Source organism: Mesorhizobium sp. M0983 (genome assembly GCF_040318975.1).
Lineage (GTDB): Bacteria > Pseudomonadota > Alphaproteobacteria > Rhizobiales > Rhizobiaceae > Mesorhizobium.
The window spans coordinates 325,600-347,091 of record NZ_JAMYNH010000001.1; the positions used below are offsets into that span (position 1 = coordinate 325,600).

The 21,492-nt window shown below is 62.3% G+C and carries 23 protein-coding genes, 1 other RNA gene and 4 pseudogenes; 16 read left to right on the forward strand and 12 right to left on the reverse strand.

Translation table 11 applies throughout. The features are described from left to right. Positions 1-10: 10 nt before the first annotated feature. Together NKH71_RS01680 and NKH71_RS01685 are read right to left on the reverse strand one after the other, a co-directional pair. The gene (locus NKH71_RS01680; RefSeq protein WP_280940426.1) at positions 11-133 is read right to left on the reverse strand and encodes a hypothetical protein; all 123 of its coding nucleotides are present in this window, start codon (positions 131-133) and stop codon (positions 11-13) included. A 12-nt stretch (positions 134-145) separates the two neighbouring features. After that, positions 146-238: pseudogene (locus tag NKH71_RS01685) on the reverse strand (hypothetical protein); the annotation flags it as partial. A 50-nt stretch (positions 239-288) separates the two neighbouring features. Between NKH71_RS01685 and NKH71_RS01690 the strand changes: the two are divergent. Then, positions 289-411 carry a hypothetical protein gene (locus tag NKH71_RS01690; protein WP_352894193.1) on the forward strand — a complete coding sequence of 41 codons (123 nt, stop codon included), beginning with the start codon at positions 289-291 and terminating at the stop codon, positions 409-411. 3 nt (positions 412-414) lie between these two features. Here NKH71_RS01690 and NKH71_RS01695 read toward each other — a convergent pair whose 3' ends face one another. The 4 genes from NKH71_RS01695 to NKH71_RS01710 form a co-directional block, all read right to left on the reverse strand. Further along, a complete protein-coding gene (locus NKH71_RS01695; protein ID WP_023720823.1) occupies positions 415-636 on the reverse strand; it encodes a ribbon-helix-helix domain-containing protein in 222 nt (73 codons plus the stop codon). Between the two features lie 20 nt (positions 637-656). Then, positions 657-860: a DUF4169 family protein gene (locus tag NKH71_RS01700; protein ID WP_352788464.1), complete on the reverse strand. Its 204-nt coding sequence runs from the start codon at positions 858-860 to the stop codon at positions 657-659. Between the two features lie 18 nt (positions 861-878). Beyond that, on the reverse strand, positions 879-1,415 hold the full coding sequence (locus tag NKH71_RS01705) for an SspB family protein (protein ID WP_023676707.1): 537 nt from the start codon (positions 1,413-1,415) through the stop codon (positions 879-881). 134 nt (positions 1,416-1,549) lie between these two features. Next, a complete protein-coding gene (locus tag NKH71_RS01710) occupies positions 1,550-2,233 on the reverse strand; it encodes a TetR/AcrR family transcriptional regulator (protein WP_352495172.1) in 684 nt (227 codons plus the stop codon). Positions 2,234-2,400: 167 nt separating this feature from the next. Between NKH71_RS01710 and NKH71_RS01715 the strand changes: the two genes are divergently transcribed. Further along, positions 2,401-3,606, forward strand: a complete 1,206-nt coding sequence (locus NKH71_RS01715) for a multidrug effflux MFS transporter (RefSeq protein ID WP_023676705.1) — start codon at positions 2,401-2,403, stop codon at positions 3,604-3,606. Between the two features lie 101 nt (positions 3,607-3,707). Beyond that, positions 3,708-4,529 (forward strand): annotated as a pseudogene (locus NKH71_RS01720) (LysR family transcriptional regulator); the annotation flags it as partial. 66 nt (positions 4,530-4,595) lie between these two features. On the opposite strand, the gene NKH71_RS01725 reads toward NKH71_RS01720, so the two are convergent. Both NKH71_RS01725 and NKH71_RS01730 read right to left on the reverse strand, forming a co-directional pair. Beyond that, the gene (locus tag NKH71_RS01725) at positions 4,596-5,336 is read right to left on the reverse strand and encodes an SDR family oxidoreductase (protein ID WP_352482982.1); all 741 of its coding nucleotides are present in this window, start codon (positions 5,334-5,336) and stop codon (positions 4,596-4,598) included. A 10-nt stretch (positions 5,337-5,346) separates the two neighbouring features. Beyond that, positions 5,347-5,553: a hypothetical protein gene (locus NKH71_RS01730; protein WP_352788462.1), complete on the reverse strand. Its 207-nt coding sequence runs from the start codon at positions 5,551-5,553 to the stop codon at positions 5,347-5,349. A gap of 188 nt (positions 5,554-5,741) precedes the next feature. Between NKH71_RS01730 and NKH71_RS01735 the strand changes: the two are divergent. Continuing rightward, positions 5,742-7,527: pseudogene (locus NKH71_RS01735) on the forward strand (acetolactate synthase 3 large subunit). An 82-nt stretch (positions 7,528-7,609) separates the two neighbouring features. On the opposite strand, the gene ssrA reads toward NKH71_RS01735, so the two are convergent. Further along, positions 7,610-7,965: a transfer-messenger RNA gene (gene ssrA / locus NKH71_RS01740) on the reverse strand. Positions 7,966-8,127: 162 nt separating this feature from the next. Here ssrA and NKH71_RS01745 point away from each other — a divergent pair. The 6 genes from NKH71_RS01745 to NKH71_RS01770 all read left to right on the forward strand — a co-directional run bounded on the left by NKH71_RS01745 (position 8,128) and on the right by NKH71_RS01770 (position 12,666). Further along, positions 8,128-8,439 (forward strand): DUF2853 family protein, encoded by a 312-nt coding sequence (locus tag NKH71_RS01745; protein ID WP_023676702.1) that lies wholly within the window; start codon positions 8,128-8,130, stop codon positions 8,437-8,439. Positions 8,440-8,552: 113 nt separating this feature from the next. After that, positions 8,553-9,347 (forward strand): thymidylate synthase, encoded by a 795-nt coding sequence (locus tag NKH71_RS01750; RefSeq protein ID WP_352482986.1) that lies wholly within the window; start codon positions 8,553-8,555, stop codon positions 9,345-9,347. Positions 9,348-9,621: 274 nt separating this feature from the next. Next, positions 9,622-10,413, forward strand: a complete 792-nt coding sequence (gene modA, locus NKH71_RS01755) for a molybdate ABC transporter substrate-binding protein (protein WP_031194508.1) — start codon at positions 9,622-9,624, stop codon at positions 10,411-10,413. Between the two features lie 15 nt (positions 10,414-10,428). Then, positions 10,429-11,133: a molybdate ABC transporter permease subunit gene (modB, locus tag NKH71_RS01760; RefSeq protein ID WP_352495174.1), complete on the forward strand. Its 705-nt coding sequence runs from the start codon at positions 10,429-10,431 to the stop codon at positions 11,131-11,133. Then, on the forward strand, positions 11,130-12,254 hold the full coding sequence (gene modC / locus NKH71_RS01765; protein ID WP_352788459.1) for a molybdenum ABC transporter ATP-binding protein: 1,125 nt from the start codon (positions 11,130-11,132) through the stop codon (positions 12,252-12,254). Before modB ends, modC begins: the two co-directional genes overlap by 4 nt. Before the next feature lie 70 nt (positions 12,255-12,324). Beyond that, positions 12,325-12,666, forward strand: coding sequence for a winged helix-turn-helix domain-containing protein (locus tag NKH71_RS01770; RefSeq protein WP_023676697.1), 342 nt, complete (start codon positions 12,325-12,327; stop codon positions 12,664-12,666). 33 nt (positions 12,667-12,699) lie between these two features. Here the strand turns inward: NKH71_RS01770 and cobF are convergent, their stop codons facing one another. Continuing rightward, complete coding sequence (cobF, locus tag NKH71_RS01775; protein ID WP_352639705.1) at positions 12,700-13,473, reverse strand: precorrin-6A synthase (deacetylating); 774 nt, start codon at positions 13,471-13,473, stop codon at positions 12,700-12,702. Positions 13,474-13,614: 141 nt separating this feature from the next. On the opposite strand from cobF, the gene NKH71_RS01780 reads away from it, so the two are divergent. The 5 genes from NKH71_RS01780 (at position 13,615) to NKH71_RS01800 (ending at position 19,021) form a co-directional block, all read left to right on the forward strand. After that, positions 13,615-14,625 (forward strand): DUF4424 domain-containing protein, encoded by a 1,011-nt coding sequence (locus tag NKH71_RS01780; RefSeq protein WP_352788458.1) that lies wholly within the window; start codon positions 13,615-13,617, stop codon positions 14,623-14,625. Further along, positions 14,625-15,143 (forward strand): dihydrofolate reductase, encoded by a 519-nt coding sequence (locus NKH71_RS01785; protein WP_292664361.1) that lies wholly within the window; start codon positions 14,625-14,627, stop codon positions 15,141-15,143. The genes NKH71_RS01780 and NKH71_RS01785 overlap by 1 nt, the downstream gene beginning before the upstream one ends. Positions 15,144-15,303: 160 nt before the next feature. Further along, complete coding sequence (hflK, locus tag NKH71_RS01790) at positions 15,304-16,398, forward strand: FtsH protease activity modulator HflK (protein ID WP_023720809.1); 1,095 nt, start codon at positions 15,304-15,306, stop codon at positions 16,396-16,398. Continuing rightward, entirely contained in the window at positions 16,398-17,360 is a 963-nt protein-coding gene (gene hflC / locus NKH71_RS01795) for a protease modulator HflC (RefSeq protein ID WP_023720808.1), read from the forward strand. The genes hflK and hflC overlap by 1 nt, the downstream gene beginning before the upstream one ends. A 143-nt stretch (positions 17,361-17,503) precedes the next feature. After that, positions 17,504-19,021, forward strand: a complete 1,518-nt coding sequence (locus NKH71_RS01800; RefSeq protein WP_023720807.1) for a DegQ family serine endoprotease — start codon at positions 17,504-17,506, stop codon at positions 19,019-19,021. A gap of 42 nt (positions 19,022-19,063) precedes the next feature. On the opposite strand, the pseudogene NKH71_RS01805 reads toward NKH71_RS01800, so the two are convergent. Then, positions 19,064-19,630 (reverse strand): annotated as a pseudogene (locus NKH71_RS01805) (GNAT family N-acetyltransferase); the annotation flags it as partial. Then, complete coding sequence (gene serB, locus NKH71_RS01810; RefSeq protein WP_352495198.1) at positions 19,627-20,448, reverse strand: phosphoserine phosphatase SerB; 822 nt, start codon at positions 20,446-20,448, stop codon at positions 19,627-19,629. The pseudogene NKH71_RS01805 and the gene serB, both read right to left, overlap by 4 nt. Positions 20,449-20,497: 49 nt before the next feature. Here serB and miaA point away from each other — a divergent pair, with 49 nt between their 5' ends. After that, positions 20,498-21,469, forward strand: coding sequence for a tRNA (adenosine(37)-N6)-dimethylallyltransferase MiaA (gene miaA / locus NKH71_RS01815; RefSeq protein WP_352788455.1), 972 nt, complete (start codon positions 20,498-20,500; stop codon positions 21,467-21,469). The last annotated feature ends 23 nt before the right edge of the window (positions 21,470-21,492 follow it).

The window sequence follows — 21,492 nt, forward strand, 5'->3', positions numbered from 1 at the left end:
GGCGCATCCCTTATGCGCCGCGTCCAGCAAGCAAGCGCTTCAGCATCGGCTCGATCCGCCCGAGTTCGTCGAGATGAGCGGCTGACAGATCGGCGAGACTGTCGTCGGCGCGGTCGGTCAGCCGCAGCAGCACGCGGCGGTGGTCCTCCTCGTCGTGGTCCCTCGCGACGAGCCCGGCTTCGCAAAGACGGTTGCCTATCCGGATGAGTATCTCGAGGCCCCTCCGAAAGCTGCTGATGGCGAACGTGTCCCATTTTGCCCGTCGTCACGCGAGAAAATGCGCGGCTGGTGGGCTATGTCGGCTGGAAGGACCTGATGCGTGTCAGATCGAAGAAGCAGGCCGAAGAACGCGACCGCTCGGCTTTGCTGGGCTTCCGTATCCGGCGCAGGAAACAAGATAGCGTTGCCTGAAGGCTACAACTTGCGGCGCTTGGCCCAGTCCAGCACATAGAGCCTGAGCGCCGAGGAGAGGTTCGCATCGCGCGGGCGGCTCTCGTCGATTTCGGCGACAAGCGCGGCGAGCGTCAATTTTCGCGCGGCCGCGATGGCGACCAGGTCGTCGTAAAAAGGCTTTTCGAGCGAATAGCTGGTGCGGTGGCCGCGAATGGTGACCGAGCGCTTTTCGACCGGGCTCACGCGACGATCCTATTCACACTTCAAGCATCGGATTTGTCCGAATCGCCGGATTTTTCGCGGCGATGGCCGGCGACGAATTTGTCGGCCTTCTCGGCGATCAAGCGGTCGCGATCCTGGCTGGTTTTGGAACGGCCATGCAGCGCCCGGTTCTGTTCGGCCAGGCGCTCCTTCTCGGCTCGCGCCTTCTGCTTGCGTGCCTGACGGAGATTGACGATCTCGGCCATGTCACGCCGCCCGTCGGGTCACTTCTTGCGGAAGGCGTCGAGCGACACCACGTCGGCCCCCTTGGCGCCGGCGTCGGCCGCGGCAGGCTTCTTTTCCGCCTCAGCGGTTTTCTTCTTCGTCTCAGGCTTTTTCTCGGCGACGATGGCCAGCGGCTCGGGAGCAGGCTTGGCCTTTGTCTCCTGTTCAGCCGGGGTATCCGTCTTGACGTCGAATTCGAGCTCGAAGTTGACGGACGGATCGTAAAAGCCGCGTACGGCCGAGAACGGGATTTCCAGTTTCTCCGGCACGTCGGAAAACGACAGCCCGACCTCGAAGCCGGTGTCGCTCACCTTCAGGTCCCAATATTGGAACTGAATAACGATGGTCATCTGTTCGGGATAGCGTTCGCGCAGCCGCGAAGATACGCGCACGCCCGGCGCGCCGGTGAGAAATGTGATGAAGAAGTGATGGTTGCCTGGGAGACCGGTGCGCGCGACCTCGGCCAGGACCTTGCGCATGACGCCGCGCAACGCCTCCTGGGCCAAAATGTCGTAGCGGATGTGGTCGTCGGCCATGTGGCTGTCGGCTTCCGTTGAATCGTCCTGATAGCTGTAATCAAGCTTGAGCGCGGCGTAAACCGGATATAGATCGCCTGCGTGCGGAAGCGAAGCCCATTGGCGACGATTTGATCGTCAAACGGCTTTGACCGTCAAGCGCTGGCGAGCGCGCCCTGCTTACGAGCCACAGGCTGCCGCTTGCCGAAGGCGCGCAGGAAGGTGCGCACGCCATTTGTCGCTGACTGCACCACCTCGTCCTCGGTTGGTGCGCCGCCGAGCATGAACGTCGTCTGCAACTCGGCATTGGCAAGCGCCATGAACTGGCGCGCTGCGACATCGGGATCGTCGATATCAAGGAAGCCGGCATGAGCGAGGCGGGCGAAACGGGCGGCGATCGCCGGCCATGTCCTGCCCGGTCCTTCTTCGCGCCATTCGGCGAACAACTCGGGATAGCGCCCGCCCTCGGTCTGGATCAGCTTGCGCAGGAATTTGCCGTCGCGGTTGCAGATGCAGTTGTGATTCATCCGCACAGCAAAGGCGATGAGGTCGGCTTCGAGATCCTTCGGCTGATCGGGAAAAGTGGAAATCGTGGCAAAGATGCCGGCGTTGCAACGTTCGGTGAGGTCGCGGACGATGGCAACGAAGAGTTTTTCCTTGTCGCCGTGATGATTGTAGATGGTCTGGCGGGAGACGCCGGCCTCGGCGGCAATCATGTCGATATTGGCACCGGCGAAGCTTTCGCGGCAGAAGACCGAGGTGGCGGCATCGACAATCGACATCCGCTTGGCCTCATGGCCCCGTGGCGGGAAAATGTCAGGAGAAACGTTGGCCTTCATGCAAAACTATATAGAGGTGGTTGACGAATTAGACAAGCCTGTCTAAATTTGTGGACTGCACGAAGGGAGTTTCGTTCCGCAGAAGAGTCGGAACTCCATGGGATGGAACGTCCTAGGGTTACGCGCCGGTCCTCGGCGGCAACCAGAATTCGAAAGAGCCTGCTATCATGAACGCCAAATTCCTCCGCATTGCGGTCGTGCTCGGCCTATTGTCCGCGATCGGCCCGTTTGCCATCGACATGTATCTTCCGGCCCTGCCGTCAATAGGCGAGGATCTGCATGCCGGCACTGCCGCGGTGCAGATGAGCCTGCTGATCTTCTTTCTTTCCATGGGCTTCGGCCAGATCGTCGTCGGACCGATCTCCGACATGGTCGGCCGCAAGCTGCCGCTCTACGGCGGCCTGGCGCTGTTCATGGTCGGCGGCGTCGGCTCGGCGCTGGCTCCCTCGATCGAATGGCTGATCGCCTTCCGTTTCCTGCAAGGGCTCGGCGCCAGCGCCGGCATGGCCGTGCCGCGCGCGATCGTTCGCGACCTGCATACCGGCACCGAGGCCGCCAAGTTGATGTCGCTGCTGATGCTGGTGTTTTCGGTGTCGCCGATCCTGGCGCCGCTGACCGGTAGCCAGATCATCGAGAACTTCGGCTGGCGCGCCGTGTTCTGGACGGTGACGGGCGCGGCCGTGCTCGCCACCATCCTGCTGGCGACCTCTCTCAAGGAGACGCGGCCGGTCGAAGAGCGCGCCGGTTCGTCCTTCGGGACGGCACTTTCCGGCTACCGCTTCCTGATGGGCGACCGCAACTTCCTTGGCCTGACGGCCATCGCCGGCTTCGGCATTGCGAGCTTCTTTGTCTATCTGTCGAGCTCGTCCTTCATCCTGATCGACCATTATGGCCTGTCCCCTTCGGTTTACAGCGTGTTCTTCTCGATCAATGCGGTTGCCTTCATCGGCATGTCGCAGCTGACCGGGTTGCTATCGGAGCGGTTCGGGCTGCAGCGCGTGGTGCGCGTCGCCGTGACCGGCTATGCGACGACGATGGTGGTGCTGTTTGCGGTGATGGCATCGGGTGTCGACCGGCTCGACGTAATGGCGGCGCTGCTGTTCATCGGCTACGGTTTCCTCGGCCTGGTTATCCCGACGACGTCGGTGCTGGCCATGGAAGAGCATGGTGAGATCGCCGGCACGGCGTCGGCGCTGATGGGCACGCTGCACTTCGCCATCGGCGCGGTCGCCATGGGTGTCGCCGGCGTGTTCTTTGACGGCACGCCGCTGCCAATGGTGGCGGGCATCACGCTGTGCGCGGCGATCTCCTTCACACTGGCCAAGATAACGCTCGGCCGCAGCCGGGACGTTGCGGAAGCGCCGGCGGAGTAAGCTTCACCTATCGAGACAAAAAGGCCGGGCGATGTTCCCGGCCTTTTCACGTTTGCGGTCCCGGTTCAAAGCAGCCTTTGCCTATATGACGGGTTCAAGACATGCAGCTTAGACATCTCAAGACCTTCGTGGCGGTCGCCACCACCTTGAACATCACGCGCGCCTCCGAGCGGGTTCATCTTGCCCAATCGAGCGTGACCGAACAGATCCAGGCGCTGGAAGCCGATCTGGGCACGTCGCTGTTCGACAGGTCACGGCGTGGCTTGAAGCTGACGGCGGCAGGACAGCGCCTGCTGGACTACGCAAACGATCTCCTCGACCTTGCGGACGAAGCCCGTTCCGCTGTCGCCGACGCGAGCGGTACGGTTGCCGGTCGCCTGACGGTCGGCGGCCTGGAGACGCTTTGCGTTACGCGCTTGCCAGCCTTGCTGAGCGAATTCCACCGGCGCTATCCAGACGTGGAACTGAACCTCCAGGCGGGCGATAGCAGCCGGTTGCGTGCCGGCGTGGCCAGCGGGGCGCTGGACGTGTCTTTGCATTTCGGGGCCGCCCCGGCGGCGGCGCCGGAGCTGCGAAGCGAGCAGGTGGCAGAAGAAGAGCTCGTCATCATAATGCCGGCAAATCACCGGTTGGCCGGATATTCTGCCATAACGCCCGACGATCTGGCTGACGAGGCCTTCCTCGTCACCCAGCCCGGTTGCGTCTACAGGCGGATGTTCGACGAAACGTTTGCCGCAACGTTGCCTGACCGTCCAAAACTGGTCGGCGAGTTCGCCAGCATGGGCGCGATACGGGGCCTTGTTGCAGCCGGTCTTGGATGCGCGCTGGTCCCGCGTCTCGTGGGTTCTGCGGCTGACGCCAATATCGTCGTGCTGCCTTGGGTCGGAAGCAGCCCGGTGACGCCGGTCACCATGGTATGGCGCCACCGGCGCATTCAAGCGCCGGTCTTGCAACTGTTCCTCGCAATGGTTCGCGAGGTCTGGCCATCACTAGACCAATCGCTGGCCACCATCGACATGAAGCACGGTTCCGGTGATGAAGCCGTTATGCATCAGGGACGTGATAGCTTGGGCAACGTCGGCTGCCCGGCCGATCCGGCCGACGAGCAGACGCTTTGCCATGGCGTCCAGCGCAGCCGTCTTTCCGCTGCCGACGACGGCATCCCAAATCGGCGTGTCGACCCAGCCCGGCGAGACGACATTGACGCGGATCGGCGCCAGTTCGACGGCAAGCGCGTAGGCGAGTGAGCCAAGGGCCCCATTAACGGCTGCCACCACCGAGCCTTTCGCCGCCGGACGATAGGCGGCGATGCCCGAGGTCAGCGTGATCGACCCCCTGGGCGTCAGATGAGGCGCGCCGTGTTTGGCGAGAAGAAGCGGCGCGACGACTTTGGAATCCATCACTTTCCGCGCTATCGAGACGTCCATCTCGGGAAGCAACACATAGACGCCGATGATGTCTGCGGCGGTCGAGACGATGTGGTCGAGCGTACCGACGTCCTCGAACAGGCGCTGGACCTCGTCCTCGCTTGTGACGTCGGCTGCGATCGTCCTCAGCCTTTCCGGGTGAGGCAAGTGCTGCCGTGCGGCCGACAACCGGTCCTCGGAGCGGCCGACGATCGTAACCTCGGCGCCGGCAGCAAGCTGCTGTTCGGCAAGCGACAGTCCCATGCCGGAACTGCCGCCAACGATCAGGATGCGTTCGGGTGTTGGTGTGGTTTCCTGGTTCATCTTTTCTCCATCAGGTAGCTCGCGGGGCGTGACCGACACGCGGCGAGAAACTGAAGCCTTGTTCGACAAAGGCAGGGGAGAAGGGAAACGGGAAGATACGAATGCTGCCATCGGAAATTCCGATGAAGGGAAGCCCTTGGGTTTTCGCCTTGGCCTGAGACGCCTTAGCCTGAGACGTTGACGATGCGCGATTTTCTGTGTTAGCAGCGATGATCATGAAGATCGCTATGGTTCTTGCAGTGGTAGGAAAGCGCATGGGCAGGATGGTGTAACCATCCGGCGACAGCCACCCGTGCGCGACAAACAGGCTCCTGACGGGGCCTTTTTTTATGCCCGAAATTCTTCTTACGCCCGATTTCGGCGATGCCCCGTCAACCCATCCTCATCACGCTACGGGACAGAACCATGACAAGCGATAATTCCATTCAGGATACGAGCAACCGCATGACAGGAGCGGAGATCGTTCTCCGCGCACTCAAAGACAATGGTGTGGAGCATATTTTCGGCTATCCCGGCGCGGCTATTTTGCCGATCTATGACGAGATATTCCAGCAGGACGATCTCAAGCATATCCTTGTGCGCCACGAACAGGGCGCCGGCCATGCCGCCGAGGGTTATGCCCGGTCCACGGGCAAGGTCGGCGTGATGCTGGTCACGTCAGGCCCAGGCACGACGAATGCCGTGACGCCCCTGCAGGACGCACTGATGGATTCAGTGCCGATCGTCTGTCTGTCCGGACAAGTGCCGACAACATTGATCGGCTCCGATGCCTTTCAGGAATGTGACACGATCGGCATCACGCGATCCTGCACCAAGCACAACTCTTTGGTCAAAGACGTCGATGACTTAGCGTCAGCGATCCATAGGGCGTTCCACATCGCCCAGTCGGGGCGACCGGGGCCTGTTCTCGTCGACATGCCAAAGGACGTTCTGTTTGCGTCCGGCATGTACACGCCGCGTTCGGACGTTGCTGCGCTGAAAAATTATCAACCGAAGCTGCAGGGCGACATCAACAAGATCGGCCAGGCGATAGCGCTGATGGCCAATGCCAGCCGTCCCGTTATTTATGCCGGCGGCGGCATCGTCAATTCCGGCCCGAAAGCATCGACATTGCTCCGGGAGCTGGTTCAACTGAGCGACTTTCCGGTCACCTCGACGCTTATGGGCCTTGGAGCTTACCCCGCCTCCGGCAAGAACTGGCTCAAGATGGTCGGTCTGCATGGTTCCTATGGCGATGCACGATTGCGACGTCATGATCTGTATCGGCGCGCGCTTCGATGACCGCGTGACCTCGCGTGTGGATGCTTTTTCGCCCAACTCCAGGAAGATACATATCGATATAGATCCGTCCTCGATCAACAAGAACGTCCACGCCGATATCGGCATACAAGGCGATGTCGGCAATGTTCTGGGTGACATGGTTCGTCTATGGCGCGCATTATCTCAGAAACCGGATGGAAGCCGCCTTCAGGACTGGTGGAGAAAGATCGCCGCCTGGCGCGCATGCAATTCGTTCTCCTATGAGATGAACAACGACGTGATCATGCCGCAATATGCGGTGCAGCGCCTTTACGAGCTGACGAAGGATCGCGACACATACATCACCACTGAAGTCGGCCAGCATCAGATGTGGGCGGCCCAATTCTACGGCTTCGAAAAGCCGAACCGCTGGATGAGTTCGGGCGGCCTGGGGACGATGGGTTACGGCCTGCCGGCGGCGCTCGGCGTGCAGATCGCTCATCCGGACAGCCTCGTCATCGATATCGCCGGCGACGCGTCGGTTCAGATGACCATGAAAGAGCTGTCGACGGCAGTCCAGTACGACGCGCCGATCAAGATATTCATCCTGAACAACGGATATATGGGCATGGTTCGCCAGTGGCAGCAAATCCTTCATGGCAACCGCCTCGCGCATTCCTATTCCGAGGCCTTGCCCGATTTTGTCAAATTGGCCGAGGCGTTCGGAGCGGTCGGCCTGCGCTGTGACAAACCAGCCGACCTTGACGATGCGATACAGGAAATGATCGACGTGGACCGGCCGGTGCTCCTCGACTGTCGTGTTGCCAAGCTCGCCAATTGTTTTCCGATGATCCGGACGGGCAGAGGGCACAATGAGATGCTGTTGCCCGATGAGGCTACTGGTGAAACATTCGCCGGTGCGATCGACGCGGTCAGCCAGGGGCTGGTATAAACGCCGCGGCGTCTTGAGCGTATCAGGGCGCATAAAAAGCCCAGCCGGCGAGGCCTGCAGCTGCACATATCAAAAAAGAAGAAATGGAGGTTTCTGTTGCCAGGTACCTCCGAACCCCGCCTAGAAGTGCGAACCACTAGGGCTTGAATTGAAGCTATCGCACCGCTTACGCGGCGAGACGTGCTTCCGCATAGTTGTCGTTGGCAACTATAAGTTTAGCCCGATAACGGTGGTACAATGCCGGGCAAAAGTACGATCTTTACACCTTCGTCGATCCTATTTCGCCCCCAGCAAAAGCCGCTCTTGAGCAGCGGTTTTTGGTGGAGGCGCCGGGTACCGCCCCCGGGTCCGAACGGCTTATTTCATCGCCTGTTTATCACCATAGTCGGTCGAGCCGACGAGGCGAATATAGGGACTGGCGGTGGAAAATGAAAGGCCGGAATGCCACTTTCGTCCGTGTCAAAGTGGATCATCAAGGGGTTGACTTGCAGCCGGTCTCAACCGAAGCTTTGTGGCGGTGAGGAGACCCAGCGCACAGTTGCGGCAGCGCGCCACAATCCTCATCGACCGGATCCCGTGGCGCCGACGAGGGGAAATTCGATGGCCGATTATCTCGCAGACGTAAAAAAATATGATGCGGCGGCGGATGCCGACGCGGTCGCCAAGATCGTCAAGCATCTGGGCATCGCGCTCAGGAACCGCGATTCCTCGCTGGTGTCCTGCACCGACCCGGAGGAACTGAAGCGCGTCAGGAACAGCTGGGTCGCTGGCAAGCTCGGTGTCACCGACGGCGCCAAGGCGGATGCGGCTATCGAAAAGACCTGCAAGGCGATGGCGGCCGACAACAGCAAGAGCCGGGTGACGTTCTATTATCTTGTCGCCAAGGATCTGGGCATGCTCGGCTCGCTCTGAACAAACTCGCCGCTGATGCTGGCGAGGCTTCTGCTGGAATTGTCTCGCTTTGCTGTGTTCGGCCGACGGTCATTCGGCTATGATGGCTGACAACCCGAATCGGACCGGAGCCGATGCGCCAGTATCTCGACCTTCTGAAGCATGTGCTGGAAAACGGCGCAGATCGCGGCGACCGTACCGGCACCGGAACACGCTCGATATTCGGCTACCAGATGCGCTTCGACCTGGCCCGCGGCTTTCCGGTCACCACCACCAAGAAGCTGCACCTCAAGTCGATCATCCATGAGCTTTTGTGGTTCCTGGCCGGCGACACCAACATCAAATATCTCAACGATCACGGCGTCTCGATCTGGGATGAGTGGGCCGACGAGAATGGCGATCTCGGCCCGGTCTATGGCAAGCAATGGCGTTCGTGGCCGGACGGCCATGGCGGCGCCATCGACCAGATTGCGAATCTTCTGAAGGAGATACGCAAAAATCCTAACTCGCGGCGGCTGATCGTTTCGGCGTGGAACCCTGCCGAGGTAGAGGCCATGGCGTTGCCGCCCTGCCACTGCCTATTCCAGTTCTATGTTTCGGAAGGCAAGCTTTCCTGCCAGCTCTATCAGCGCTCCGCCGACATCTTTCTCGGTGTGCCCTTCAACATCGCTTCCTATGCGTTGCTGACGCTGATGGTGGCGCAGGTGACCGGATTGAAACCCGGCGATTTCATCCACACGCTCGGCGACGCGCATCTTTACTCGAACCATTTCGAGCAGGCGCGCGAACAATTGCGGCGTACGCCCAAGGCGTTGCCGACGCTATGGATCAATCCCGAGGTGAAGGATCTCTTTGCCTTCGGCTTCGAGGATTTCCGGCTCGACAACTATTTCGCCGACGCGACGATCAAGGCGCCGATCGCGGTTTAGCACCCTACCTGACTGTGCATATCGAAATTGCCTACTGCGGCTACGCCCTCGGACGTTGTCAGCATCCATCTTGATCGACCGACGTCTGTGGTGCGCGCAACAGATTCCATGCGATATTTTCTTCGACCTCGATACCGCTGTATCTAAAGGAGGTTATCGCAGGCGGAGAAAACCGCAGCTCAGAATGCCGTCGCCTGGTAAAGAGCCTTTCCTTGTTATGTTCACATGGATATATCGATGGACGGCTTCGGGCGATCCGAGACGAGGAGAGTTCATGCTGGCGCGCAAAGGTTCGACGACGATTGCCATCGCGGGTCTCGCTGCCATGCTGATGGCCGCGGTGCCGGCGGCCCATGCCGATGACAAGGTGGTCGTGTTTGCCGCGGCGAGCCTGAAGGACGGGCTCGATGCCGTCAACAAGGCCTGCGAGGCCAGTGTCGGCGAGGCGGCAACCATTTCCTACGCGGCGAGCTCGGCGCTGGCCAAGCAGATTGAAAGCGGCGCGCCGGCGGACGTGTTCATCTCGGCCGATCTCGACTGGATGAAATATCTTTCCGACAAGGAGCTGACCAAGCCCGACACCGAAGTGAAATTGCTCGGCAACCAGATCGTGCTGATCGCGCCGCAGGATTCCAAGGTTGAAACCAGGATTGAAAAGGGTTTCGATCTTGCCGGGCTCGTGGGTGACGGCAAACTTGCCATGGGCGATTTCAAGGCGGTGCCGGCAGGCAAATACGGCAAGGCGGCGCTCGAATCGCTCGGTGTCTGGTCTTCCGTCGAAGGCAACGTGGCGCAGGCCGAGAATGTGCGCGCCGCCCTAAAGCTGGTGTCGACCGGCGAGGCAGCACTCGGCATCGTCTATGCCACCGACGCGCATGCCGAGCCTGGCGTGAAGGTGGTCGGCACTTTCCCCGACAATACACATCCGCCGATCATCTATCCGGTTGCCCAGCTTGCGGATTCGAAGGGCAAGGATACCCCGGCATTCCTGAAATGCCTGCAATCCGCCAAGGCTGGCGAACTCTTCAAGGCGCAAGGTTTTACCGTGCTTGCGCCGAGCAACTGACGAACGGCCCTGAGCATGAGCTGGCTGCTGGATCTCGCTCCCGACGAATGGAATGCGGTCCGACTGTCCATCAAGGTGGCGACCGTGGCGATGATTGCCAGCCTGCCGCCGGGCGTAGCGATCGCTCTTGTGCTCGCCCGCGGCCAGTTCTGGGGCAAGACGCTGCTCAACGGGCTGGTGCATCTGCCGCTGATCCTCCCGCCGGTGGTGACCGGCTATTTGCTGCTTTTGACTTTCGGCAAGCGCGGTCCGGCCGGAGCTTTCCTGGCCGAACATTTCGGCATCGTTTTTTCCTTTCGCTGGACCGGCGCCGCGCTCGCCTGCGGCGTGATGGGTTTTCCGCTGATGGTGCGGGCGATCCGGCTGTCGATCGAAGCGGTCGACCGCAAAATCGAGGCGGCCGCCGGCACGCTCGGCGCCAATCCATTATGGGTGTTCGGCACGATCACGCTGCCGCTGATCCTGCCCGGCCTGATCGCCGGTGCGATCCTCTCCTTCGCCAAGGCGATGGGCGAATTCGGCGCGACGATCACCTTCGTCTCCAACATTCCGAACGAGACGCAGACGCTGCCGTCGGCGATCTACACTTTCACGCAGGTTCCCGGCGGCGACGCCGGCGCGCTCAGGCTGACGCTGATCTCGATCGTCATCTCGATGGCGGCACTGGTCGCCTCGGAAGTGCTGGCGCGACGCGTCGGCCGGCGGATGGACATCGAATGACGGTTCAGGTCGACATCAGCCACCGGCTTGGCGATTTCGCCGTCAATGCCCGCTTCGAAAGCGCCGGGCGGCTGACTGCGCTGTTCGGGCCTTCCGGCTCCGGAAAGACGACGCTGATCAACCTGATTGCCGGGCTGATCCGCCCCGACAAAGGCCGTATCGCGGCCGACGGCCGTGTGCTGGTCGATAGCGATGCCGGCTTGTTCATGCCGAAGCACAAGCGGCGGATCGGCATGGTGTTCCAGGACGCGCGGCTGTTTCCGCATATGAGCGTGGCGAGCAATCTGCGCTATGGCCGCTGGTTCACGCCGGCTGCTGAGCGCTACGCGGATATCAATGGCGTGGTCGAACTGCTCGGGATCGGCCATTTGCTCGACCGGCGGCCGGCAAAACTCTCCGGTGGCGAGAAGCAGCGCGTGGCAATCGGCAGGGCGCTGCTTGCCAGTCCGAAATTGCTGCTGATGGACGAGCCGCTGGCGTCGCTCGACGAGGCGCGCAAGGCCGAGATCTTGCCTTATATCGAGCGGCTGCGCGACGAGACGAAAATCCCGATCGTCTATGTCAGCCACTCGATCGCCGAAGTGGCGCGGTTGGCGAGCGACGTCGTGGTACTGATGCAGGGCAAGGTCGCTGCTTCCGGTCCAACCGGAGTGATCATGCAGCGTCTGGATCTATTGCCGGCCGAAGAGCGCGGCGAGGGCGGTGCCGTGCTGGATACCGCGGTTCTGCGCCACGACGAGGCGTTTGGCATGACCGTGCTTGGCTCGGCGGCGGGCGAGATCCGTGTGCCGCTTCTGGCAACGCCGGTCGGTGCGCCGGTGCGCGTCCGCATCCGCGCCCGCGACGTGATGATCGCCACCGAGCAGCCGGTTGGCCTCAGCGCGCTCAACATATTCCCGGGCGCGATCATGGCGATAAAGCCGGGCGAAGGGCCTACGGTCGAGATCGGCATCGACTGCAATGGCGCAACCGTGCTTGCCCGCATCACTGAACAGTCGCGGCAGACGCTAGGGCTCCAGCTTGGTCGAAAGGTCTTCGCGGTGGTCAAGACGGTGAGCTTCGACCGGGCAAATACCGGCGCCGGCCTCCCCGCCGGAGGCGGATGGGTGAACGGCCGATGATTCGCTATATCGTGTTGGAATAGCGGTATCGCTGGAGAACTTGTAGAATGGCGTGACCGCGGAGGAGCAAATGCCGTCGCTGAGCTTGCGGATAAATCTCGATCCAGATGGCCGCATCGGGCCGGGCAAGATCGAGCTTCTGGAACAGATCGCTGCCTTCGGCTCGATTTCGGCCGCGGCGCGCGGCATGGAGATGTCCTACAAGCACGCTTGGGATCTGGTCGAGGACATGAACCGCGTGTTCGGCAAGCCGCTGGTTGCGGCACAGACGGGCGGCAAGAAAGGCGGTGGCGCCCAATTGACGTCGGTCGGGCTTGCGGTGGTCAGCCGCTTCCGCGCCATCGAGCGGGCTGCGTCTTCAGCAGCGGCGGCGCATATGGAGGCGCTGCAGGCCGAGATCGATGCTGCGTGAACTCGGCGGAATTCATGCCGCGCTCAATCCCTGTCACTCCTCAGGCTCGCCCGGCTTGCGCAGCAGATAGGTGTCCATGATCCAGCCTTTTTTCCGGCGTGCCGCCTCACGGATGCTGACGATCTCGTCGCCGACGTCGCCAATCCGGCCCGAGACGACGATCTCGTCGGGTGTGCCGAGATAGGCGCCCCAGTGGACACTAACGTCCTTGTCGGCCAGCGTGTTGAAGGCGCATTTGCCGTCCAGCATGACGATGGTGCTGCCGGCGTTTTCGGGCAGACCTTCCTCGACGAGCCGGCGGCCGGTGGTGATCAAAATGGCGTCGCCGATGCGGTTCAATGCCATTTTGTGACTGGCTGCGAGTGCCTGGATGGCGGTAATGCCAGGGATGACCTCCAGTTCGAACGCGACATTGCCTCTGAGGCGCACGCGCTCCAGGATACGCAGCGCGCTGTCGTAGAGCGAAGGATCGCCCCAGATCAGGAAGGCGCCGCAGCCATCTTCGGGGAGTTCGCCGCGAATCAGGCCTTCATAGATCGCGGCGATCGCCTCGTGCCAGTCGTCGACGGTCGAGCGGTAGGAAGGCGCCGGCTCGGCGCGCACCGGCACATCGAATTCAACGCGGCGCGAGTTCGGATTGATGACGAAGCGGTCGCAGATCTGGCGGCGCAATTCGGCGAGATCGTTCTTCTTCGCGCCCTTGTCGGGGATGAACAGCACGTCGGCCCGATTGAGGCCGTTGATGGCCTGGACCGTCATGTGCTCCGGATTGCCGGCGCCGATGCCGATGACAAGAAGCTTGCGCATGAGCGAACTCCTGCCCGATCGAGACCGGCGTGTCTAGACCGACACGACAAGCCGGCACGCGCCGGCGCGTTTGCCGAAAGGCTTTGAAACGCCACATTGAACGGCTAGAGTCATGTTGGCATTTTCGCCGGGGGAGTTTCCATGTTCCGTTACGTCCTGACCGCAGCCTTGGCGCTCTCGGCTACGCCCGCACTCGCCAATGATTCGGTCGCCGAACTCGGCACCGGTGGGCTGATCCTGTCGCGCAGCGATGCGGTGGCGATGGAAAGCGAGGATCTCTACATCTCGCCGGAAAAGGTGACGGTCGATTACGTCTTCCGCAACAACACCGACAAGGATGTCGATGCGATCGTCGCCTTTCCGATGCCCGACATCGAAGGCGACCCCGAAGAAATACCGGCGATTCCCGAGGCGCAGAGCGACAATTTCCTCGGCTTCGAAGTGACGATCGACGGGGTGCCGGCAAAGCCGCAGCTCGAGCAGAAGGTGTTCGCGCTCGCCATCGACATTGGCGCCGACCTGGAGGCGCAGGGCGTGCCTTTCTATCCATTCGGCGATGCGGCCAAGGCAGCGCTGGCAAAGCTGCCGCAAGCGGTCACCGACGACTGGGTCAACCGCGGCATCATCATCGAAGACACTGCCGATGACGGTTCGGGCATGAAGACCGTCTATACGCCGTTCTGGCAATTGCGCTCGACCTATTGGTGGCGCTCGACCTTTCCGGCCAACAAGGCGGTGCATGTCTCGCATCGCTACAAGCCGAGCGTCGGCGGCACCTCCTCGGTCAGCTTCTTCTATGACGGCCAATTCCAGGGTCAGTATGCCGCCTACAAGACCCGCTACTGCATGGATGGCACGTTCGAGAATGCCGTGCGCAAGGCAGCCAAGGACGATCCCGACGGCTACCCCAAATATTTCGAGAACCGCATCGCCTATATCCTGACCACGGGCGGCAACTGGGCGTCGGGAAACATCGGCACGTTCAAGCTGACCGTCGACAAGGGCGATCCGAAGAACCTGGTCTCGTTTTGCGGCGAAAACGTCAGGAAGATCGGACCGACGACGTTCGAGATGAAGGCGCAGAACTTCTACCCCGAGCACGACATTGACATATTGCTGCTGGAGCCATCCGATGGCGGGAACGGCGGCTGATGGACCTCGCGATCTACGTCGCCATCGCCGAGAACGGCGTGATCGGGCGCGAGGGTGGGTTGCCGTGGCGGCTTTCCACCGATCTCAAGCGGTTCAAGGCCGATACGATGGGCAAGCCTATCATCATGGGCCGCAAGACCTATGAAGGCATCGGCCGGCCGTTGCCGGGCAGGCTCAACATCGTGGTGACGCGGGACAGGGCATGGCGCGCCGAGGGCGTAGAAGTCGCGCACTCGATCGAGGACGCAATCGCGCTGGCGACGGTGCGCGGGCGCTGCATGGCAGGCGCCGACGAGATCTGCGTCATCGGCGGCGGCGAGATCTATGCTCAGGCGCTGCCGCTGGCCGATCGGCTGCACGTCACCCATGTGCTGGCCGCGGTCGACGGCGACGCCCATTTCCCGCCGATCGACCCGGCACTATGGCGGATAGTCCACTCACAGGAGGTTGAGGCCGGTGAGAAGGACAGCCATGCGACACGCTATTCGGTTTACGAGCGGCGCCGCGATGTGAATTGAAGACGACAAAGCGTCGCGACAGGTCTAAATGGACCCAAAGGCGGACTGTGACGGCAGCCGATCGCGTTGAAAGCGTGCCGTTGCATCCCTATAGAAGAATAATATTGGATTTTGCGCCGGTGAGCCGGCGCTTGAGGGAATTCCAAGCGAAAGGACATTCATGCCCTGGAACGACAAGAGCGGCGGCGGCGGCCCGTGGGGCGGCGGCAACAATCAGGGACCTTGGGGACAGGGACCCAAGGGACCCAGCGGCCCGCAGGGCTCGCCTCCTGATCTCGAGGATATCATCCGGCGTGGGCAGGACAGGTTGCGGCGCGCACTGCCGGGCGGCGGTGGCGCGAGCCCGGCGGTGTTCGGGCTGATTGCTGCGGCGCTGGTGGTGCTGTGGGCGTTCAAGGCGGTCTACACCGTGCAGCCCGACGAAGTTGCGGTGGAGCTCAGGTTCGGCAAGCCGAAGGCGGAACTCTCGCAGCCTGGCCTGCATTTCCATTGGTGGCCCATTGAAACGGTCGAGACCGCCAACATCGCCGAGCAGCTTGTCAGCATCGGTGGCGGCAGCACCAGCGGCAATGGTCTGATGCTTTCCGGCGATCAGAACATCGTCAACGTGCAATTCTCTGTGGCCTATCAGGTTTCCGACCCGAAGGCCTATCTGTTCGACGTGTCCGACCCCGGCGGCATGCTGCAGCAGGTCGCCGAAAGCGCGATGCGTGAAGCGGTCGGCCGGCGCCCGGCGCAGGACATTTTCCGCGACGACCGGCAAGGAATTGCGGCGTCGGTGCGTGAGATCATCCAGACGACGCTGGACGGCTACAAGGCCGGCCTCAACGTCAACGCCATTTCGATCGAGGATGCCGCGCCGCCGCGCGAGGTGGCGGACGCGTTCGACGAGGTGCAGCGGGCCGAACAGGACGAGGACAAGTTCGTCGAGCAGGCCAATCAGTATTCCAACCAGAAGCTCGGCCAGGCGCGCGGCGCTGCCGCGCAGATCCGCGAAGACGCGGCCGCCTACAAGAACCGGGTCGTGCAGGAGGCCGAAGGCGAGGCGCAGCGCTTCATCTCGGTCTATGACGAATATGCAAAGGCGCCGGAGGTGACGCGCAAGCGGCTTTACCTGGAAACAATGGAGAGGGTGCTGAAGGATTCGAGCAAGGTCATCGTCGAGCAAGGCAATGGGCAAGGGGTCGTTCCCTACCTGCCGCTGCCCGCATTGCAGCAGAAGGCGCCGGCACCGGCCGCCGGAGGAAACCAGTGATGGCCAACCGTCTTCCCGTCATTGCGGTCATCGCCGCGGTCATCCTGTTCCTGCTCTATTCGTCTGTCTTCGTCGTCAATGCGCGCCAGCAGGCGCTGGTGCTCAGGTTCGGCGAAATCGTCGACGTCAAGAACCAGCCAGGCATCTATTTCAAGGCGCCGTTCTCCTTCTTCGATGCCGACACCGTGCAGCTGATCGAAAACAGGGTCCTGCGCTTCGACCTCGATAACATCCGCGTCCAGGTTTCGGGCGGCAAGTTCTATGAGGTCGATGCCTTTATCGCCTATCGTATCTCGGATCCGCGCGTGTTTCGCGCCGCGGTCTCCGGCCAGATCGAACTGGCCGAGGCCCGGCTGAGGACGCGTCTCGACGCCGCCTTGCGCCGCGTCTACGGCCTGCGCGACTTCGAGGCGGCACTCTCGGAAGAGCGCGCCGTGATGATGCGCGAGGTACGCGATCAACTGAGGCCCGACGCCACCTCGCTTGGCCTGCAGATCGAGGATGTCCGCATCCGCCGCACCGATCTCACGGCTGAGGTCTCGCAGCAGACCTTCGACCGCATGAAGGCCGAACGTCTCGCCGAAGCCGAGCGGCTGAGGGCGCGAGGCAATGAGGCAGCGCAGCGGATCAGGGCCCGCGCCGACCGTGAAGTGGTGGAAATCGTCGCCGAAGCGCAAAAAGAGTCTGAAATCCTGCGTGGTGAAGGTGAAGCCCAGCGCAGCGCGACGTTTGCCGGGGCCTATCAGCGCGATCCGGCCTTCTTCGATTTCTATCGATCGATGAATGCCTATGGCACGGCGCTGAACAGCACCGGAACGACGATGGTGCTGTCGCCGAATTCCGAGTTCTTCCGCTTTTTCCGCGACCCGAACAGCAAGGAAACGCTCGCGGCACCGGCGGCACCACCGCCAGCGCCGCCCGCTCCCGCCGCGCCAGCGGCACAGCCAGGCACCGGCCAGTAGGGCCGGTGCAGGGGAAGCCGGCGTAATGGAGGATTTATCCTCTGGCGGTAGCCGTAGCCGCAAACGTGCCTTATTTCTTGCCAACATGACGCGACGCGGCGTTTTTGCCGAAGCGCTTTTTTAGAACACCCGGAGGCCTTTCGATGACATCCACCACCCTTCTGCGTGCAGCGAGGCGGACGTTCATCGCCGGGGCCGCTGCGCTTCTGGTCGGCGCCGTTGCCGTTCCGTCGTTCGTGACGCCGACAGTGGCAGCCGACGGGCCACCCTCGGTTGCCGATCTCGCCGCCGGCCTGCTCGGCGCGGTGGTCAACATCTCGACTTCGCAGACGGTGAAGGGCACGGAGGGTCCGGGCGCCGTGCCGATGCCGCAGCTTCCAGAAGGCTCACCCTTCCAGGACTTCTTCGACGATTTCTTCAAGAACCGCGGCGGCGACAAGGGCGGCGGCGGGCAAAAGGTGCAGTCGCTGGGCTCCGGCTTCGTGGTCGACGCCGAGCAGGGCATCGTGGTGACCAACAACCACGTCATTGCCGATGCCGACGACATCGAGGTGAATTTCTCCGACGGGGTGACGCTCAAGGCGACGCTGGTCGGCACCGACACCAAGACCGACGTCGCGGTGCTGAAGGTCGATCCGAAAGGGCACAAGCTGACAGCGGTGAAGTTCGGCGATTCCAATACGATGCGTGTCGGCGACTGGGTGATGGCGATCGGCAATCCGTTCGGTCTCGGCGGCACGGTGACGGTCGGCATCGTCTCGGCGCGCAATCGCGACATCAATTCCGGCCCGTATGACGACTTCATCCAGACCGATGCCGCGATCAACCGCGGCAATTCCGGCGGACCGCTGTTCAACAGCAGCGGCGAGGTCATCGGCATCAACACGGCAATCATCTCGCCGTCGGGAGGCTCGATCGGCATCGGCTTCTCCATTCCGTCGCAGCTCGCCTCGGGCGTCGTCGACCAGCTTCGCCAGTTCGGCGAGACGCGGCGCGGCTGGCTCGGTGTGCGCATCCAGCCGGTGACCGACGACATTGCCGAAAGCCTGGGCATGGCGACCGCCAAGGGCGCGCTGGTCGCCGGCGTCATCAAGGGCGGACCGGTCGACAACGGCACCATCCAGGCCGGCGACGTCATCATCAAGTTCGACGGCAAGGACATCCATGAAATGCGCGACCTGCCGCGCGTCGTGGCGGAAAGCCCGGTCGGCAAGGCGGTCGACGTGATCATCGTGCGCAAGGGGGTCGAGCAGACCGTGAAGGTGACGCTCGGCCGACTCGAGGACGGCGAAAAGCTTGCCAGCGGCGGTGAAAACGGCAACACCGACCAGGACGATGCCGACAAGGCGCCTGCCGTTTCGACGGCTGCCGTGCTTGGCATGACGATCGGCGAGCTCAACGACGAGACGCGCACGAAATTCGGCATCGCCGCCGACGTCTCCGGCGTCGTCGTGACCGACGTCACCAAGGATTCAGCCGCTGCCGAACGCGGCATCCAGCCGGGCGAGGTGATCACCGAGATCGCGCAGGAATCGGTCGCCACGCCCAAGGACGTCATGGACCGGATCGGCGCGCTGAAGGAGCAAGGGCGCAAGAACGCGCTTTTGATGCTGGCGTCGAAGACCGGCGAGCTGAGGTTTGTGACAATCCGGATGGATTGAGTCCGGAAGAGCCTGTAACACTCTGATCTTGAAAAGAAAAAGGGCGGCTAGCGTTCTTGCTTGCCAGTCTGTGCGTGACAGCCTGTAGAAGACATGTCGCCTGAGTGCGGTGTGGCTGTCCGGAACGCCGGGATGGTCGAAATCGGAGGCCGGGTCGGCGATCATGTTCAGGCGCTCCATGACGGCAGTGGACCGGCTGTGATCCTTGACTGCGAAGGACACGATTTCGTCGAGGCCAAGTCTTTCAAAGCCATAGGTGAGCCAGGCATCGGCTGCTTCGGTGACATAGCCGCGGCCCCAGAATTCGGGTGCCAGCCGCCAGCCGATCTCGATCGTGCCGGGCGGCAAGAATGGCAAATGATCGGTTCGGGTTATGCCGACGAAGCCGATGCATTCACCTGTGGCTGTGATCTCAGCGGCCGCGAAGCCGAAGCCGTTGCGATCGATAGCGGCGCGCAACTCCTCCATCTTGGCATCCGACTGGGCACGGTCGCGCCGAAACGGAAAGAATTCCATGACGCGCTCGTCGGAATTGATGCGATGGAAGAGCTCGCGGTCACGATCTTCCCAGTTGCGCAGGATCAGGCGTTCGGTGCGGATCGGCGTCACTCGACAAATTCCTCCCGGCGATAACCCTGCAGATAAAGCAAGGCGGTGAGGTCGCCGTGGTCGATGCGGATCTTTGCCTCGGCTGCCACGGCCGGCTTGGCGTGCAAGGCGACGCCGATGCCGGCAAGACGGATCATGTCGAGATCGTTGGCGCCGTCACCCACGGCAATGGCATCGGCAGGCGTCAGGCCGAGGCGGGCGGAAATCTCGATAAGGGCTTCGGCCTTGGCGGCGCGGCCGAGGATCGGCTCGGCGACCAAGCCGGTGAAGCGGCGATCCTGCTCGATCAGCCGATTGGCGCGATTTTCGTGAAAACCGAGCAATGCTGCGATGCGGGTGGTGAAGATGTCGAAACCACCGGAAATCAGCGCCGTCCACGCGCCGTTGGCCGCCATTGTCTGGACGAGCGTGCGACCGCCGGAGGCAAGCGTCAGGCGATTGTCGATGATGCGGTCGATGATTGCGGCATCGAGACCCTTAAGCAGCGCCACGCGCTCGCGCAAGGCCGGCTCGAATGCGATCTCACCGTTCATCGATCGCGCCGTGATGGCGGCGACGCGATCCTTGACGCCGATCTCGTCGGCAAGCTCGTCGATGCATTCCTGCTCGATCATCGTCGAATCCATGTCGGCGATCAGGACCTTCTTGCGCCTGTTCTCAGCCGGTTGGACGGCCACGTCGATGGGTTCGGAAGCAAGCGCGGCATGCAGGCGGGCCGTTATTTCGGAAGCTTCGGCGGTCTCCGGCAAATCGAGCTCGCAGGCGATGCCTTCGGCCAGCCAGCGAACAGCGCTTGCGCCGACAGACCCAGACGCCATATTCGCTAGCGTCGGCGTCAATGCGCGGCCGGCGGGATGGGATAGAAGCGTGGCGATCAGCATCGAAAATTCCAGCGGACAGGCGGGCGAAGGCCGCGTGAAGAACGCGATCCTGATAGCCGGGCCGACCGCCAGCGGCAAGTCGGCGCTCGCACTCGACCTCGCCGAGCGCAATGGCGGTGTCATCGTCAGCACCGATTCCATGCAAGGCTATTCGGTGCTCGACGTGCTGACGGCGCGGCCGGGTGCTGCCGAACTCGCCCGCGTCCCTCACTTTCTTTATGGACACGTCGATCCGTCCACCGCCTATTCCACCGGCGCCTGGCTGCGTGATGTCATGAAGCTGATCGACGACGGCACGCTTTCGGCGCGGCAAGTGATTTTCGTCGGCGGTACCGGGCTTTATTTCCGGGCGCTCACGGAAGGTATTTCGGAGATGCCCGACATTCCGCAGTCGATCCGCGAGCGCTGGCGCTACGAGCTGCAAGAACAGGGCGCTGTGAGATTGCACCGCATCCTGTTGCGCGAGGATTCTGCGGCCGGCATGATGCTGAGGCCGACGGATGGCCAGCGCATCGTGCGGGCGCTGGAGGTGCTCGACGCGTCGGGCCGCTCCATCCTGGACTGGCAGGCCGCGCGTGGCCAGCCGTTGATCGACAGGAGCAGCGCGCGCTTTTTCGTCATCGAGCCGGAGCGGGCGGCGCTGGTGGAGCGGATCGATGCCCGCTTCGACCGCATGCTGGACAAAGGGGCATTGGACGAGGTGAAGCAGCTTTCGGCGCTCGGCCTCGATCCCGACCTGCCGGCGATGAAGGCGATCGGTGTTCGCGAGCTTCAGGCCGCGCTGGCCGGCGCCATCAGTTTTCCCGAGGCTATCGAGCGTGCGAAGATCGCGACGCGGCAATATGCAAAGCGGCAGGCGACCTGGTTCAGGCACCAATTGGGTCCGGAATGGCACAGGTTGCGTCCCGGTGAGGGGATCAACTGGGTGATCTCACCCCCTCCTTCGAGCGCAACCTGAAAAGTCGACATCGAAGGGACATT